Below are 15,312 nucleotides of genomic sequence, written 5' to 3'. Positions count from 1 at the left end.
TCAGTGCTTGTCGAGGGTGTACGGGGCGGGCGCCGGGTCCTCGTCCTCGGGCGCCACCAGGTCACGCGCCAGCAGGGTGGCTCCGGCGACGGCGCCCGGCATCAGGAACACGGCGACGAACGGGACCAGGAAGGCGAGCCCCAGCGGCACGCCGAAGCCGAGGGTCAGCAGCCGCCGGCCGCGCAGCAGGGCGAGCCGGTCCTTCAGGACCATGCCGCGGCGCTGGAGCGCGACGGCGGTGAGCTCCTCGGCGAGGAAGTAGCCGGTGACGCAGAAGCCGAGCACGGGGACGACGGTCTGGCCGAGCACCGGGATGAATCCGAGGGCGAAGAGCAGCACCGCGTAGAGCCCCACCCGCACCAGGATGCGGATGCTGTCGCGGGCGGAGATCCACAGCTCCCGCCAGAGCGGCAGCCCGGACTCGGGGACCTCGCCGCCCTCCGTGCGGTCGACCTGCTCGGAGAGCGACTCGTAGAAGGGCTGGCCGACCAGCAGCGTCACGGCGGTGAACGTGATCACGGCGAGGAAGAGTCCGAGGCCGAAGACCAGTACGGTCAGGGTGGTGCGGAGCAGGCCGAGCCAGGGCGAGGACCAGTCGTCGGCGAACGGGGTCGCCCGGTCCACCAGGTCGTCGGCGCCGTAGCCGAGACCGACGAGCGCCGCCGCGTACAGGACGAGGGTGATGAGTCCGGGCAGCAGCCCGATGCCGAACCACCGTCCGTGCCGGCCGACCCAGCGCTGTCCCTTTATCAAGTAGCCGAAGCCCGCCCCTAGATCACGCATGGCGTCAGCGTACTGGTGGGGAAGGGCACCGCCGGACGGGTGGTTCTCGCGGACATGCCCGAGGGCCGCACCCCTTCGCGGGTGCGGCCCTCGGTCCGCTGCGAGCGGGGCGGTCAGGCGACCGACAGTTCGACCTTGATGTTGCCTCGCGTGGCGTTCGAGTACGGGCACACCTGGTGGGCCTTCTCGACGAGCGACTGCGCGGTGGCGGTGTCGACGTTCGGGATGGTGGCGCTGATCGCCACCTCCAGGCCGAAGCCGCCCTCGGCCGTCTTGCCGATGGAGACCTCGGCGGTCACCGTGGAGCCGGAGATGTCCGCCTTCTCCTGACGGGCCACCACGCCCAGCGCGCCCTGGAAGCAGGCGCTGTAGCCGGCCGCGAAGAGCTGCTCGGGGTTGGTGCCCGCGCCGCTTCCGCCCATGGCCTTCGGCGGGTTGACGATGACGTCGAGGTTGCCGTCGTCGGACGAGACGCGGCCGTCACGGCCGTTCTCGGCGGTGGCGACGGCGGTGTAGGCAACGGTTATGTCCTGAATGGTCATGCTGAGGATTCCTCCTGCTGTGCGCCGCGACTCGCGCCCACGATCGCGACGGCCTGTGGATGAGCCTAACGGGTGCGCCGGGGCGGCTGTCAGGCGAGGGAGACGATCATCTTTCCGGTGTTCTCGCCGCGCAGCAGACCGAGGAAGGCGTCGAAGCCGTTCTCGATGCCCTCGACGAAGGTCTCGCGGTACTTCAGCTCGCCCGAGGCCAGCCAGCCGGCGACGTCCTGGACGAACTGCGGCTGGAGCGCGGCGTGATCGCCGACGAGCATGCCCTGGATGCGCAGCCGCTTGCCGATGACGAGGGCGAGGTTGCGCGGGCCGGGGGTCGGCTCGGTGGCGTTGTACTGGGCGATCATTCCGCAGACGGTGACGCGGCCGTGCAGATTGAGCGAGGAGATCGCCGCTTCGAGGTGCTCGCCGCCGACGTTGTCGAAGTAGACGTCGATGCCGTCGGGGGCCGCCGCGCGCAGCTGCTCCACCACCGGGCCGTCGTGGTAGTTGAAGGCCGCGTCGAAGCCGTACTCCTCGACGAGGAGCTTGACCTTCTCGTCGGAACCGGCCGAGCCGATGACCCGCGAGGCGCCCTTGATCCTCGCCATCTGGCCGACCTGGCTGCCGACCGCACCGGCCGCGCCGGAGACGAAGACGGCGTCGCCCTCCTTGAAGGAGGCGACGTCGAAGAGGCCCGCGTAGGCGGTGAGCCCGGTCATGCCGAGCACGCCGAGGTAGGCGGAGAGCGGGGCGATCGACGCGTCGACCTTCACGGCGTGCTCGGCCGGGACCTCGGCGTACTCGCGCCAGCCGAGGCCGTGCAGGACGTGGTCGCCGACCGCGATGCCCTCGGCGTTCGAGGCGATGACCTCGCCGACCGCTCCGCCGTCCATGGGGTGGTCGAGCTTGAAGGGCGGGGTGTACGACTTCACGTCGTTCATCCGGCCGCGCATGTATGGATCGACCGAGAAGTGCAGATTGCGGACGAGGACACGGCCCTCGCGGGGAGCGGTGACCGGGGCCTCACGCAGCGCGAAGTCCTCGGCCTTCGGCCAGCCGTGGGGGCGGGCGACGAGGTGCCATTCGCGGCCGGACGTGGGAAGTGCTGCTGACATGGGCTCGGATTCTCCTCGATGTCCTACGGGGTGGGGGAAGCTCCGACCGGGGCGGTCGGGGCCGCACCGGGGAAGCAAAATGCTTCATGTAGTGAAACAACCATGCTCCTGAATATTTCACCTTGTCAAGCAACCGGCTATCCTGAGTGTCATGGCCACCACCCGCACAGACCCTCTGACCCTCGAAGTCGTCGAGCTCATCGGTACCGTCGTGGCGCGCTACTACGAGGAGTACGACGAGGCGGCGGCAGCCCACTCGCTCACCGGCGCGCAGGCGAGGGTGCTCGGGCTGCTCGCCCTGGAGCCGATGCCCATGCGCAAGATCGCCCGGAAGCTGAAGTGCGAGCCGTCGAACGTCACCGGCATCGTCGACCGGCTGGAGACGCGCGGCCTGGTGGAGCGCAGGCCGGATCCGGCCGACCGCCGGGTGAAGCTGGCCGCACCGACGGAGCTGGGCACCCGGACGGCGCAGCAGCTGCGCGATTCGCTCACCTTCGCGCGGGAGCCGCTGGCCGAGCTGTCGGAGGGGGACCGGACGATGCTGCGGGACCTGCTGCGCCGCATGCTGGGCGAGCCGGGCCCGTCCGCCGGATAGGCCCTGGACCCGGGGTGTGGAAGCGTGGAATCCATGACCGCGCCCGCGCCCTTCGGCCCCCGTGAGTTCCAGCTCGTCCTGCTGCGCCGGATGGCCGACCACCAGCCCGGTCTCGTCGAGGACGCCCGGCACGAGCTGAGCGCCTCGCTCGCCGAGATGCGCGAGGCCAACCGCCGCTGGCAGGCCATGGTGCGGACGCCCGGCGGTCGGGGCGCGCTGCGCCGCTACCGTTCGGTGCTCGGCGAACCCGTGTCGTCCGTACGCCGCACGATCGGCGACCTGGAGTGCGACGCGCTGCGGTGGCCGGTGCCGCTCTGGCCGGATCTCCGGTTCGAGGTGATGGTCGCGCCGGGCGGCGCGGTGTGGAACGAGTGGCTGGTCCGGGCGCCGGGGGCGCCGGTACCCGAGCTGCGCGCGGTCGAGGATCTGCGCCCCTGGTCGGGCACGGTCGACGAGGTCGCGCGGGCCTTCCCGCCGGCCCGCCCGATGGAAGGCGGTGCGCCGACCCGCTGGGCGCTCGCGATCACCGCGCCGGGAACGGGCGAGCCGTACGTCGCCGAGTTCACCTGGGGCCTGTTCCAGCGGCTGCTGCCGGGCTGATTGCCGCGCGCCGCCCTCTTCTGTCGGCCCGTCAGCCGCGTACCTCCTACGGCTCACCCCAGCGCGCGCCACGACTCCGAACGGCGCAGTATGCGAGAGAGCCGGCTGCCCGCCGGTGCCACCGTCCGCGCACTCGGGAGAACCTGCCGTGACCGTCAGTCTTGAGCAGTTGCGCCGTTGCCATGTCGCCGTCGACCTCGGGGCCGCCCGGACCCGCGTGTACGTCAAGGGCCTCGGGCTCGTCGTCGACGAGCCGAGCGTCGCCGCGGTGAACACGCGTACCGGGTCGCTCATCGCCGTCGGCGCGCTCGCCGAACAGATGACGGGCCGCACCCCCGACTACATCCGGGTGGCCCGCCCGGTCTCCGGCGGAACCGTCGTCGACATCGAGATGGCCCAGCGCATGCTCCGCCATCTGCTCGGCGAGAAGCTCCGCCGCCAACTGCGCCGCAAGCCCCGGCTGCGGGCCGCCGCCTGCACCCCGCACGACAGCGATCCGCTCGCCCAGCGGGCCGCCGTCGAGACGCTGGTCGGGATCGGTGCCCGGCGGGTCGAGCTGGTCGACACCCTGATCGCGGCGGCCGTCGGCTGCGGGCTGCCGGTCGAGCAGCCGACCGCCACCATGATCATGGTGTGCGGGGCCGCGACCACCCAGATCGCGGTGCTCTCGCTCGGTTCGATCGTGAGCGCCGTACGCATCCCGATCGGCGGCGACGCCATCGACCACGCGGTGATCCAGTATCTGCGTCAGCACCATGCGCTGATGCTGCCGAGCCAGTCCGTGCGCCCGCTGCAACTGGCGCTCAGCGGCAGCGGTCTGACCGCGCAGGGGCCCGTCACGACCGAGATCCACGGCCGTGACGTGGCGACCGGTCTGGCCCGCTCGGCGCAGGTCGACACCGCCGCCGTGCGCCAGGCCATCCACGCCCCGCTGACCGCGGTCCTGGACGGGCTCGGCACGATCCTGCGCGACTGCCCGCCCGACCTGGTGGCCGACCTCGTGGACTGCGGAATCGTGATGGTCGGGGGGAGCGCGCTGCTGCCCGGTCTCGACCAGATGCTGCGGGACGCGACGGGCATGCAGGTGCACATCGCGGAACGTCCGGACGTCAGCGCGGTGCTGGGGCTCGGTGCCATGCTGGACGGAAAGATCGAGCCGATGGTCCTCGACCCGCTCGCCTGCTGAGCACCCCGGGGGTGCGGTGTATGACCGACGATACGACGGACACGGCCGCCGGGCCGTCCGGCGAGAAGGCCGCCGCCGCGGCCCCCGTCCCGGAGAAGCCCCCGCTGTCGATGCTCCTGGAAGCGGTGCTCGGCATCGGCTCCGACCTCGAACTGCGGGCCATGCTCCAACAGATCGTGGACACCGCGACGGCGCTGACCGGGGCCCGGTACGGCGCGCTCGGCATGCTCGACCCGGAGCACGGCACCATCGGTGAGCTGTACACCTCGGGGCTCGACGACACCGAGCGGCAGCGGATCGGCCGGCTCCCGGACGGGCACCCGGGGATGCCCGGCGTCCTCGCCGACGAGCCGGAGACGTCACACCGCGACCAGCCTGCCGCCGGTCCCCGGGCGGGCGGAGTACCGCCCGGCCATCCGCCGACGCGCCCCTTCATCGGGGCGCCGATCCAGGGCCACGACCAGGTCTTCGGCAACCTCTGTCTCACCGGGAAGCACACCGGCGGCTTCACCGATTCGGACGCGGCGGTGCTGAGGGCGCTGGCAGCGCAGGCCGGCATCGCCATCGCCAACGCCCGGCTGTACGCGGCGGCCCGGCAGCGGGAGCGCTGGATCGAGGGTGCCGCCGCCGTCACCACCGCGCTGCTGACCGGCGGGAGCGCGGCCGACGCGCTGATGACCGTCGCCGAACGGGCCAGAGCGCTCGCCGACGCCTGCGCCGGGGTCGTCCTCCAGCCGGACGAGGCGGGCGGGATGGAGATCGTCGCCGCGTCCACGCTCGACGACCCGGCCGGGATCGTCGGTACGGCGATCGAGCCCGGCTCCGCGGTGCTGGTCCAACTGCTGGGCGGAGAGCCGGTGTTCATCGAGGACTCGGCGACCGACCCGCGGATGACGACGCATGTGCGGTCCCGGTTCGGCCCCAGCATGATGCTGCCGTTGCAGAGCGGCGGGCGGCTGATCGGCACCCTCGCCCTGCCCCGGCGGCGCGGCGACCGCCCGTACACGGCCGTGGACCGGCTGCTGGCCACGCAGTTCGCCTCGCAGGCCGCGCTCGCGCTGGTCCTGGCGGACGCCCGGCACGACCGGGAACAGCTCGCGGTGTACGAGGACCGGGACCGGATCGCCCGCGATCTGCACGACCTCGTGGTCCAGCGGCTGTTCGCGACCGAGATGATGCTGGAGTCGACCCGCCGCCGGGCCGCCGCCCCGGAGACGGACGAGCTGCTGGGCAGGGCCGTCGACGAACTGGACTCCACCATCCAGGAGGTCCGGACGGCGATCTTCGCCCTTCAGCAGCCGCCCGCCGAGGCTCCCGCCACCTTCCGCGGCCGGGTGCTGCGGGAGACCGGGGGCGCCGCCGCCGTACTCGGCTTCCCGCCGTCGGTGCACTTCACCGGGGCGGTCGACGCACTGGTCCGGGATCCCGTGGACCGGCAGCTGCTCGCGGCACTGCGGAGTGCCCTCGCGTCCGCGCACCGGCGGACCGGGGTGTCGGCGATCGAGGTGGAGGTGGACGCGACGGCCGAGCTGCCGGACGGGCGGGCCGCGGTACGGCTGACGGTCGCCGACGACGGGCGCGAGGAGGACGGCTCGCGCCCGTCGACCGTCACCTGGCAGGCGCCGCTCTGAGCGCGACCCGGGTGTTGGAGTGGGCGACCCCCGCCTCCCGTTTGAGCCTGCGCAGCAGGCCGTCCAGGGCCGCGGTGTCGGCGACGGTGGCCCGTACGAGATAGTCGTGGCCGCCGGTCACATGAACCACTTCGGTGATGCCGGGCAAGGCGAGCACGGCCCGCTCGAACACCTCGTTCGTCGTATCGATCCGCAGCGTCACATCGATGAAGACGACCAGGCCGGTACGGGTGTCGGCGGCCGGATCGATGATCACGGTGAAGCCGCGGATGACGCCGTCGCGGCGCAGTCGGCGTACCCGGTCGGCCGCCGCGTTGGCGCTGAGCCCGACCCGTACGCCCAGATCGCGGTACGAGATCCGGGCGTCCTCCTGGAGGATGCCGAGGATTTCTCTGTCCAGACGGTCCATACTGCGATTGTCGCAGCTTTGTCCGGTTCGTGACTGGGCAAGTCGCGCTCGGCGATACCCCTCCCCCGCTCTCGGCCGCCGGACGCGCGTTACCCGCTTGGTGCATTTCGGCGGGCTCAGGGCCTGCGCCCGCCCTTGACTGAAGGGGTGGATACAGCTGTCAAGCAGTCCCCCCACCACGGTCGACAGGCCGTCCTCGGCCGCCTGTCGCAACCTCGTGATGGCCACGATCGGCTTCGGGCTCACCTTCTGGGCCTGGAATCTGATCGCGCCGCTGTCCGGGGACTACAAGGAGCGGCTGGGGCTGAGCTCGTTCGAGCAGTCACTGCTGGTGGCGGTGCCGGTACTGGTCTGCATGGCGGCGGGCCTGGGCACCGCGAGCGGCAGCGTCTTCGCCCTGGTCTCGCAGGTGACGCCGCAGGCGAAGGTGGGCAGCGTGACCGGGATCGTCGGCGCGATGGGCGGGCTGGGCGGCTTCGTGCCGCCGCTGGTGATGGGGGCGATCTACAGCGCGAAGGGCTCGTACTCGATCGGCTTCATGCTGCTGTCGGACCTGGCGCTCGCGGGGTGCGTGTACGCCTACGGCCGCATGCGGGGACTCAAGCGGGACTGGGGTCTCTCGTTCGGGACAGCCCTTAGGGTGCGGTGGGTGACTCCTCTTCTCTCTGTGCCGGATGACGGTTCGACCCGGGAAGCCACCCGGTTCGGCGAACACACCATGACCTACGAGCGGTTGACCACCGCCTCCACCGCGCTCGCCGCGCGTCTCGTCGGCGCCGGGCGGGTCGCCGTCTGGGCCACCCCCACCCCCGAGACGGTGGTCGCCGTCGTGGCCGCGCTGCGTGCCGGGGTGCCGGCGGTTCCGCTCAACCCGAAGACGGGGACGCGCGAACTCGCCCACATCGTGGCCGACAGCGAACCGACCGTGGTGCTGGCCGGGGCGGGCGACACGCTCCCGCCGGTGCTGGACGCGCTGGACCGCATCGACATCGACACGGCCGGGGAGGGCGCCGGCGCCGCGCTCCCCGAGCCCTCCCCCGAGTCCCCCGCGCTGATCGTCTACACCTCCGGCACCACGGGCCCGCCCAAGGGCGCGATCCTGCCCCGGCGGGCCATCGCGGCCTCGCTCGACGCGCTGGAGGACGCCTGGCAGTGGACCGACGACGACGTGCTCGTCCACGCCCTGCCGCTGTTCCATGTGCACGGCCTGATCCTGGGCGTGCTGGGACCGCTGCGGCGGGGCGGATCGGTGCGGCACCTGGGCAGGTTCTCCGCCGACGGGGTGGCCCGGGAACTGTCGTCCGGCGGCACCATGCTCTTCGGCGTACCGACGATGTACCACCGGCTGGCCGAGGCCCTCGACGGCCCCGGGGCGGAGGGGCTCGCGAAGGCGCTGGCCGGAGCCCGGCTGCTGGTGTCCGGGTCGGCCGCGCTGCCGGTGCACGACCACGAGCGGATCGCGACGGCCACCGGCCGCCGGGTCATCGAGCGGTACGGCATGACGGAGACCCTGATGAACACGGGCGTCCGGGCCGACGGCGAACCGCGTCCCGGAACGGTCGGCGCGCCCCTGCTCGGCGTGGAGCTCCGCCTGGTCGAGGAGGACGGCACCGTCCTCGCCGAGGGCGCAACCGGACCCGATGCCATCGGCGAGATCCAGGTGCGCGGCCCCAACCTCTTCACCGGCTATCTGAACCGCCCCGACGCCACGGCCGCCGCACTCACCGAGGACGGCTGGTTCCGTACCGGGGACATGGCCACCCGGGACGCCGACGGCTACGTACAGATCGTCGGGCGCAAGGCCACCGACCTGATCAAGAGCGGCGGCTACAAGATCGGCGCCGGGGAGATCGAGAACGCGCTCCTGGACCACCCCGGCGTCCGCGAGGCCGCCGTCACCGGTGAGCCGGACCCGGATCTGGGCGAGCGGATCGTCGCCTGGGTGGTGCCGGCCGACCCGGCGTCGCCGCCGTCCGGGGACGAGCTCGCGGACCATGTGGCCGCCCAGCTGTCCCCGCACAAGCGCCCGCGCACGGTCCGCTACCTGGACGCGCTGCCCCGCAACGACCTCGGCAAGATCATGAAGCGGTCGCTCCATGCCTGACCGGCTGACGGCGAGAGCGGCCATCGCGGCCCTCACCGCGGACTTCGAGGAGCTCGGGGAGCCCGGGGACGCCGCCGCGCCCGGCCGTGACGACGCCGGGGACGGGCCCCTCGCCTGGGCCGGGTACGCGGACTCCCGGGCCCGCGCCGCCGCCCGTACCGGCGAGGAGGAGTCCGTCGTCCATGGCCTCGCCTCGGTCGGCGGCCGGGCCTGCGTGCTGGTCTCGTTCGAGTTCGGGTTCCTGGGCGGTTCGCTGGGGCAGCGCACCGGGGACCGGCTGGAGGCCGCGTACGAGGCCGCCCGGACCCGGGCGCTGCCGCTCGTCTCGCTGATCGCGACGGGCGGCAGCCGGATGCAGGAGGGCATGGTCGCCCTGACCCAGCTCCAGCGGGTGGCCCGTGCCTCGGCGCGGCTGCGGGCGGCGGGCCCCGCGCAGCTCGCGGTCCTGCGCGACCCGACGACGGGGGGCGGCTGGGCCACGCTGGGCGCGGGCGCCGATGTGATCCTGGCGCTGCCGGGCGCCCAGGTCGGGTTCGCCGGTTCCCGGGTACGGCCCCCGGACGCGGACCCTCACGCGTACACCGCCGAGGGACAGCTGGCCGCGGGCCAGATCGACGCGGTCGTCCCGCCGGACGAGCTCCCGGAGACGGTGGCCCACTGGCTGCGGGCGCTCCACGCCCCGGGCTCCCCGGCGCTCCCCGCCCCGGTGCCGGACGCCCTGTCCGCCACAGGCCTTCCGGTGACCGGCTGGGACGCGGTCCGGCAGGCCCGCTCGCCCGCCCGGCCGCGCGCCGAGGCGTATCTGGGCGCCTATTTCGACCAGCGGCTCCCGCTCGGCGGCGACCGCTGCGGGGGTACGGACCCGGGACTGCTCTGCGGCTTCGGGCGGCGCGGCGGCCGGTCCATCGCGTACGTGGCCCAGTGCGGCACCGCGACCCGCCCGGCCGGTTACCGCACGGCGGCGCGGGTGATCCGGCTGGCCGACCGGCTCGGCGTTCCCGTGCTCACGCTGATCGACACCCCGGGCGCGGCGAACGACGCGGAGGCGGAACGGGCGGGCGCGGGCGCCGCCATCGCCTCCGCCTTCGCGGCGATGGCGGAGGCCCGGGTCCCCGTCACCACCCTGGTGATAGGCGAGGGCGGTTCGGGCGGCGCGCTGGCCCTCGCGGCACCGGGGAACACCCATGTCACCCGGGACAGCTACTTCTCGGTGATCGCCCCGGAGCCGGCGGCGGCGATCCTGAAGCGCGCCCCGGACGAGGTGCGTGCCACGGCCGACCAGCTGCGGCTGCGCCCCCAGGACCTGGTGGAACTGGGCTTCGCCCGCTCGGTGGTGGGGCCGCGGGACGGATCCGGGGACATGCCGCGGGGGTGAGGCGCGGGCGGGGCGGTCACGGCTGGGGGGCCCGCGCGTCGTACCGCGCGAACCCGCGCCACCGCAGCGCCAGCAGGGAGACGGCGACGACACAGGCGATCCCGCCCCCGGTCACCGCCAGGCCGGGCGAGGTCAGGTCGGCGACCGATCCCGCCAGGAAGTCGCCGAGCCTCGGCCCGCCCGCCACGACGACGATGAAGACGCCCTGGAGCCGCCCTCGCATCTCGTCCGGCACGGCCGCCTGGAGCATGGTGTTGCGGAAGACCATCGAAGTGGTGTCCGCGCACCCGGCGAGCGCCAGGAAGAGCAGCCCGAGCCAGAGCTGCCGGGTCAGGCCGAAGACCGCGATGGCGGTGCCCCAGCAAGCGACGGCGAGCAGCACGGCGAGGCCGTGGCGCCGGATGCGTCCCAGCCAGCCGGAGAACACCCCGCCGAGCAGCGCGCCGAGCGCCGGGGCGGCGACCAGCAGTCCGGTGGTCTTCGCGTCGCCGCCGTACCAGAGGACGGCGACGACGGGGAACAGCGCCCGGGGGTGGGCCAGCAGCATGGCGCACAGATCGGTGAAGAAGGTCATCCGGAGGTTGGGCCTGGTCCCGAGGAAGCGCAGCCCGTCCGCGACGGACGCCCGCTTGTCCCCCGCGCCCTCCTCGCGCTGCGGCAGCATGGCGGGCAGCCGCCACATCGCGTAGAGCGAGGCGGTGAAGGTGATGGCGTCGACGGTGTACGCGGCCCGGTAGCCCCACCAGCCGACGACGAGCCCGCCGAGCATCGGCCCGACCAGCGTGCCGGTGGTGCCGGTCATGGAGGTGAGCGCGTTGGCGGCGGGCAGCTGCTCGGGCGGCAGCAGCCGGGCGATCATCGAGCTGCGGGCGGGCGCGTTGACCGCGAAGCAGGCCGCCTGGAGGCCGACGATCGCGTACAGCAGCCCCACCTGCTCCACCCCGGCGACGGTGATGGCGACGAGTGCGACGGAGAGCACGAACGACCCGACGGAACTGGCCAGGCCCAGCTTGCGGCGGTCCATGGTGTCGGCGACGGCCCCGCCGTACAGCCCGAAGACGACCAGCGGCAGGAACGAGCAGAATCCGATGAGCCCGACCGAGAAGGCGGACCCGGTGATGTCGTAGACCTGGAGCGACACCGCGAGCGAGGTCATCCCCTGCCCGATCCAGGAGACCGTGTTCCCGAACCAGAGCCGCCGGTAGTCGGGCGAGCTCCGCAGAGGTGTGAGATCGGCGAGTATGCGGGTACGAGAGGTGGGTCCTTCGGTCGTTTCGGTCACGCCGGATAGTAACGACCGGGTCGGTCCGTACCGTTGGGGCCCTGCGCCGGGGACCGGCTACCTCCAGTGGATCCCTGACGTCCGGACAGGCTTGTACTCGGTCCCGTTGTGCGGGTGGGTGCGACGCTCGAACAGTGTGGCGTACAGGCCGCTCCTGTCGAGAAGTTGGGTGTGCGTGCCGGATTCCACCAGCCGCCCCTCGTCCAGGACGAGGATGCGGTCGGCGTCCGCGGCCAGGGCCAGGTCGTGGGTGATCACGATGGTGGTGCGACCGCGGGCCAGCCGCCGCAGGGGTTCGAGGATGCGCTCCGCGGCCAGCCGGTCCAGTCCGGTGGTGGGCTCGTCGAGGAGGAGAACGGGCGCGTCGCGCAGCATGGCGCGGGCGATGGCGATGCGCTGCAACTGGCCGCCGGAGAGCCGGGAGGTGCCGGTGGAAATGACCGTGTCATATCCCTCCGGGAGGACCTCGATGAACTCGTGGGCGTCGGCCGCCCGCGCGGCCCGCACGACATCGTCGTGGCTCGCGTCGAGACTTCCGCAGCCGATGTTCATCTCGATGGTGTCGTGCAGGACCAGCGTGTCCTGCGGCAGCAGCGTGATGTTCTGCCGGAGGTAGGGCAGCGGCAGCCGGTCCACGGACACACCGTCCAGCCGTACGCTGCCGGCGTCCGGGTCGTAGAACCTCAGCAGCAGCGCCGCCAGGGTCGACTTGCCCGCACCGCTGGGGCCGGTGATGACCAGTAGTTCCCCGGGACTTGCGGTGAACGAGAGGTCCCGGAGCACCATCTCGTCGCTGCCGGGGTAGTGGAAGAACACCTGACGCGCCCCCACCTCGCCGAGCGCCCGGCTCCGCGGCGGCACGGGCACGGAGTCGCCCGGGTCGGTGACCGCGGGCTCGGCGTCGAGGATCTCCAGCAGTCGTTCGGCGCCTGCGGTCGCGGCGGTGGCCGTCAGGCCGAGCTGGCCCAGCGAGCGGATCGGCGGGTAGAGGTAGCCGATGAAGGCGGCGAAGGCCAGCAACTGTCCGAGCGTCATCCGCTGCTGGGAGATCTCCCACGCCCCCAGACCGATGATCGCCAGGACGCACAACGTTTGGAGTACCTCGACGAGTTGCTCGTAGAACTCGGTGAGGCGGACGGCCTTCACCGCTGTCCTCAGCCGGATACGCGCCTTGCTGAGGAGCCGCTCCTCCTCATCGTGCTGCCTGTTGTACGCCTGGGTCATGACGACGTTGACCAACGTCTCCTCGACCACGGCCGTGATGGCACCGTCCGCCGCCCGACCGCGCCGGGACACCGCGCGCAGGGGCCCGGCGAAACGGGTGGTCGTGAACCAGAAGAGCGGCACCATGACAAAGGTGGCAAGGGCCAGATCCCAGCGCAGCCACAGGGCGGCGGCGGCGTAGAAGAGCGTGCCGAACAGGGCCGATGCCGCCCCGACGATGCCGGAGACCACGAGCGCTTCGATGGCTTCCACGTCACCCGTCAGCCGCTCCACCAGGTCACCGCGGCGATTGCGCTGGTAAAAGTGCGGCGGAAGCGTCTGAAGGTGTCCGAATACCCGTGCCCGCAGCCTCATCACGAAGCGTTCGGCGACCCAGGCGGCGAGCGAATTGCCCAGATATCCCACCACTGCACCGATGACGGCCACGGCGAGCCACTGGCCGGCAGGCTTCCAGAAAGCGCTGACGGAGCCCGTCTGCAGAGCGGTGTCGGTGAGTTTGGCGAAGAGCAGGACCGTGATGGTCTCGGCGATGGCGGCCATGACGGCGCACAGGAGAATGAGGACGAGCCAGCGCCGGTCACCCTTGGTAAGTGGCCAGAAGCGCCGGAACGCCACGACGATGCTGATGGGATCCGTGCGGATCGGGACATCCGTCACCGAGTCCTGAGAAGTCTCTTCGGGGGGCGCTGGGCGCCGGGACGAGCTGCTGAGGCGCATGGGCGTCACGTCACAGAAGTGCTCGGACTATGGACCATCTCCATAGGCGCGGACCCCAAAACCGCGAGACCGACCCGCGCCGCAGCGCGAGCCTGCCTCGTTTCGGGGATGGTGTCGGGGGTGTGGGGTCAGTAGCCCCATCCACCGCCGCCGCCGCCGCGGCCGTAACCGCCGCGTCCGCCACCGCCGCCGCCGCGGCCGTAGCCGCCGCGTCCGCGTCCGAAGCCGAAGCCGCGGCCGTAGCCACCGCCTCCGCGTCCGAAGCCGCGTCCGCCACCGTAACCGTAGCCACCGCCACCGCCGTGGCCCCTGTAGTCGAAGATGCTGCGTACGTTCATCTTCGCCTCCTTTGGAGGAGTTCGCTGCGCCGCTCCTTGCTCTTGCTGCGGCACTTTCGACACTACGTCCGCCCCCTCCGGCCAACAAGTCGTAGAAGCCGAAATCAAGGATAAAAGGGACGAAATACCGTAGTCCTTCAGAGCGTTGCCATAAGTGACTCTCCGGACATCCGTCGGGGCGGCCGACGGCGGCGTACACCTCGCGACGGCGTCACGGCCGTCCCCCGGCCGCACACAATCGAGGCCGCCCGTACCGACACTGACGCACCGACGCACTGACGCTTCGATGCGGAACTGGCGGGCTCCGGGCCGGACCTCATCGACACGACCGGCCGGGCCGGGATGCGGCCACTTGATCTTGCCAGGGGGCTATGGTGAGGGCCCCCACGGAATCCGTGAGGGCCCTCGTGCCTACGTATACGCAGGTCATAACGTTTCTGCCGGAACATCGGCAGTGGGGCGGGTGGGACTCGAACCCACGGCCGACGGATTATGAGTCCGCTGCTCTAACCGGCTGAGCTACCGCCCCTTTTCGGCGTGGCGCGTACAAGTGTGCGCGCCGTCTGCCGCAGCATAGCCGGTCATACGATCTCTCGCTCCGGATGGTCGGCTTCGCATGACCACGAAGACCTCGCCGTCGGCCGTCCGGTTCCGGACGGAGCGAAGTACACGCGAAAGAGTCACACGCATCCCACACGCACCACGGTGACGACCGTCGGCGGACATACGAAAGAGGACCCCTCGGGGTCCTCTTCCGTTCCGCTCCCCCGACTGGACTCGAACCAGTAACCCTCCGGTTAACAGCCGAATGCTCTGCCAATTGAGCTACAGGGGATCGCGCTCCCCCGACTGGACTCGAACCAGTAACCTGCCGGTTAACAGCCGGCTGCTCTGCCAATTGAGCTACAGGGGATTGCTGCGTATGCACCGAACCCTACCTACCTGGCTACTGCCGGGCGGCGCGCGTTCGCTGCGACACATACATTAGCGCAAGCAGGGGGGTGCTTTGCCAATCGGTATCCCCCGGGGTGATCTCCGGTGCCCGCGGGTAGGTCGGGCAGCACACGTCGCACTGAGCAAGGAAGGGTGGCAGCCATGCGGTACCGGCTCACGTTCATCGCCGGACTGGCCCTCGGATACGTGATCGGGACACGGGCCGGGCGCGAGCGCTACGAGCAGCTGAAGAAGTCCGCACGCCAGTTCGCCCAGAATCCGGCCGTGCGCAATACCGCCGAGTCCGCGGCGCAGAGCGGCCGCGATCTGGCCGGCAAGGCGTACCACTCGGTGAGCGAGAAGGTCGGCGACAAGGTCCCCGCCTCGGTGGCCGACCGGGTGCGCTCGCTGCGGGACCGCGGCCGGAACGGCGAGGACGACTGGGGCACCACCAATACCTAGCGGGACCGCCCCCACCGCTGCC

The 15,312-nt window shown here is 71.8% G+C and carries 14 protein-coding genes and 3 tRNA genes; 7 read left to right on the top strand and 10 right to left on the bottom strand.

Translation table 11 applies throughout. The annotated features are described in order from the left end of the window. The 3 genes from OG611_RS14760 to OG611_RS14750 form a co-directional block, all read right to left on the bottom strand. The gene (locus OG611_RS14760) at positions 1-783 is read right to left on the bottom strand and encodes an EI24 domain-containing protein (RefSeq protein ID WP_266419561.1); all 783 of its coding nucleotides are present in this window, start codon (positions 781-783) and stop codon (positions 1-3) included. A gap of 113 nt (positions 784-896) precedes the next feature. After that, the gene (locus OG611_RS14755; protein ID WP_266419559.1) at positions 897-1,325 is read right to left on the bottom strand and encodes an organic hydroperoxide resistance protein; all 429 of its coding nucleotides are present in this window, start codon (positions 1,323-1,325) and stop codon (positions 897-899) included. 89 nt (positions 1,326-1,414) lie between these two features. Further along, positions 1,415-2,434, bottom strand: coding sequence for an NADP-dependent oxidoreductase (locus tag OG611_RS14750; RefSeq protein ID WP_266419557.1), 1,020 nt, complete (start codon positions 2,432-2,434; stop codon positions 1,415-1,417). A 151-nt stretch (positions 2,435-2,585) separates the two neighbouring features. Between OG611_RS14750 and OG611_RS14745 the strand changes: the two genes are divergently transcribed. The 4 genes from OG611_RS14745 (at position 2,586) to OG611_RS14730 (ending at position 6,446) form a co-directional block, all read left to right on the top strand. Further along, positions 2,586-3,029 carry a MarR family winged helix-turn-helix transcriptional regulator gene (locus tag OG611_RS14745; protein ID WP_266419554.1) on the top strand — a complete coding sequence of 148 codons (444 nt, stop codon included), beginning with the start codon at positions 2,586-2,588 and terminating at the stop codon, positions 3,027-3,029. Between the two features lie 33 nt (positions 3,030-3,062). Then, positions 3,063-3,629 (top strand): hypothetical protein, encoded by a 567-nt coding sequence (locus OG611_RS14740; RefSeq protein ID WP_266419552.1) that lies wholly within the window; start codon positions 3,063-3,065, stop codon positions 3,627-3,629. A gap of 148 nt (positions 3,630-3,777) precedes the next feature. Then, on the top strand, positions 3,778-4,815 hold the full coding sequence (locus tag OG611_RS14735) for a rod shape-determining protein (protein ID WP_266419549.1): 1,038 nt from the start codon (positions 3,778-3,780) through the stop codon (positions 4,813-4,815). 110 nt (positions 4,816-4,925) lie between these two features. Next, positions 4,926-6,446, top strand: a complete 1,521-nt coding sequence (locus tag OG611_RS14730) for a GAF domain-containing protein (protein WP_266425869.1) — start codon at positions 4,926-4,928, stop codon at positions 6,444-6,446. Here the strand turns inward: OG611_RS14730 and OG611_RS14725 are convergent. Then, positions 6,424-6,855 carry an Lrp/AsnC family transcriptional regulator gene (locus OG611_RS14725; protein ID WP_124717831.1) on the bottom strand — a complete coding sequence of 144 codons (432 nt, stop codon included), beginning with the start codon at positions 6,853-6,855 and terminating at the stop codon, positions 6,424-6,426. The two genes, OG611_RS14730 and OG611_RS14725, sit on opposite strands and share 23 nt — an antisense overlap. A gap of 640 nt (positions 6,856-7,495) precedes the next feature. Here OG611_RS14725 and OG611_RS14720 point away from each other — a divergent pair. Then, positions 7,496-8,959: an acyl-CoA synthetase gene (locus OG611_RS14720; RefSeq protein ID WP_266425866.1), complete on the top strand. Its 1,464-nt coding sequence runs from the start codon at positions 7,496-7,498 to the stop codon at positions 8,957-8,959. Continuing rightward, a complete protein-coding gene (locus OG611_RS14715; protein ID WP_266419546.1) occupies positions 8,952-10,334 on the top strand; it encodes a carboxyl transferase domain-containing protein in 1,383 nt (460 codons plus the stop codon). Before OG611_RS14720 ends, OG611_RS14715 begins: the two co-directional genes overlap by 8 nt. 16 nt (positions 10,335-10,350) lie before the next feature. On the opposite strand, the gene OG611_RS14710 is transcribed toward OG611_RS14715, so the two are convergent. From OG611_RS14710 to OG611_RS14685, 6 genes are all read right to left on the bottom strand, one after another. After that, positions 10,351-11,616: an MFS transporter gene (locus OG611_RS14710; RefSeq protein ID WP_266419544.1), complete on the bottom strand. Its 1,266-nt coding sequence runs from the start codon at positions 11,614-11,616 to the stop codon at positions 10,351-10,353. A 57-nt stretch (positions 11,617-11,673) separates the two neighbouring features. Further along, positions 11,674-13,497, bottom strand: coding sequence for an ABC transporter ATP-binding protein (locus tag OG611_RS14705; RefSeq protein ID WP_266419540.1), 1,824 nt, complete (start codon positions 13,495-13,497; stop codon positions 11,674-11,676). A gap of 188 nt (positions 13,498-13,685) precedes the next feature. Beyond that, positions 13,686-13,895: a hypothetical protein gene (locus OG611_RS14700; protein WP_266419538.1), complete on the bottom strand. Its 210-nt coding sequence runs from the start codon at positions 13,893-13,895 to the stop codon at positions 13,686-13,688. Between the two features lie 455 nt (positions 13,896-14,350). Then, positions 14,351-14,424 (bottom strand) — tRNA-Ile (locus tag OG611_RS14695). Between the two features lie 233 nt (positions 14,425-14,657). Continuing rightward, positions 14,658-14,730: transfer RNA gene (locus OG611_RS14690), tRNA-Asn, on the bottom strand. A gap of 5 nt (positions 14,731-14,735) precedes the next feature. Then, positions 14,736-14,808 (bottom strand) — tRNA-Asn (locus OG611_RS14685). A 182-nt stretch (positions 14,809-14,990) separates the two neighbouring features. On the opposite strand from OG611_RS14685, the gene OG611_RS14680 reads away from it, so the two are divergent. Then, positions 14,991-15,290: a YtxH domain-containing protein gene (locus OG611_RS14680; RefSeq protein WP_266419535.1), complete on the top strand. Its 300-nt coding sequence runs from the start codon at positions 14,991-14,993 to the stop codon at positions 15,288-15,290. The last annotated feature ends 22 nt before the right edge of the window (positions 15,291-15,312 follow it).

Origin of the sequence: Streptomyces sp. NBC_01363, from assembly GCF_026340595.1 — a bacterium.
In the GTDB taxonomy this organism is placed as follows: domain Bacteria; phylum Actinomycetota; class Actinomycetes; order Streptomycetales; family Streptomycetaceae; genus Streptomyces.
This window is presented reverse-complemented; position numbering and strand designations above follow the sequence as displayed.

Coding starts and splice junctions, on each gene's coding strand:
- OG611_RS14715 (WP_266419546.1), top strand. CDS start 8,952: ATGCCTGACCGGCTGACGGCGAGAGCGGCCATCGCGGCCCTCACCGCG.
- OG611_RS14680 (WP_266419535.1), top strand. CDS start 14,991: ATGCGGTACCGGCTCACGTTCATCGCCGGACTGGCCCTCGGATACGTG.
- OG611_RS14745 (WP_266419554.1), top strand. CDS start 2,586: ATGGCCACCACCCGCACAGACCCTCTGACCCTCGAAGTCGTCGAGCTC.
- OG611_RS14700 (WP_266419538.1), bottom strand. CDS start 13,895: ATGAACGTACGCAGCATCTTCGACTACAGGGGCCACGGCGGTGGCGGT.
- OG611_RS14740 (WP_266419552.1), top strand. CDS start 3,063: ATGACCGCGCCCGCGCCCTTCGGCCCCCGTGAGTTCCAGCTCGTCCTG.
- OG611_RS14755 (WP_266419559.1), bottom strand. CDS start 1,325: ATGACCATTCAGGACATAACCGTTGCCTACACCGCCGTCGCCACCGCC.
- OG611_RS14760 (WP_266419561.1), bottom strand. CDS start 783: ATGCGTGATCTAGGGGCGGGCTTCGGCTACTTGATAAAGGGACAGCGC.
- OG611_RS14730 (WP_266425869.1), top strand. CDS start 4,926: ATGCTCCTGGAAGCGGTGCTCGGCATCGGCTCCGACCTCGAACTGCGG.
- OG611_RS14725 (WP_124717831.1), bottom strand. CDS start 6,855: ATGGACCGTCTGGACAGAGAAATCCTCGGCATCCTCCAGGAGGACGCC.
- OG611_RS14750 (WP_266419557.1), bottom strand. CDS start 2,434: ATGTCAGCAGCACTTCCCACGTCCGGCCGCGAATGGCACCTCGTCGCC.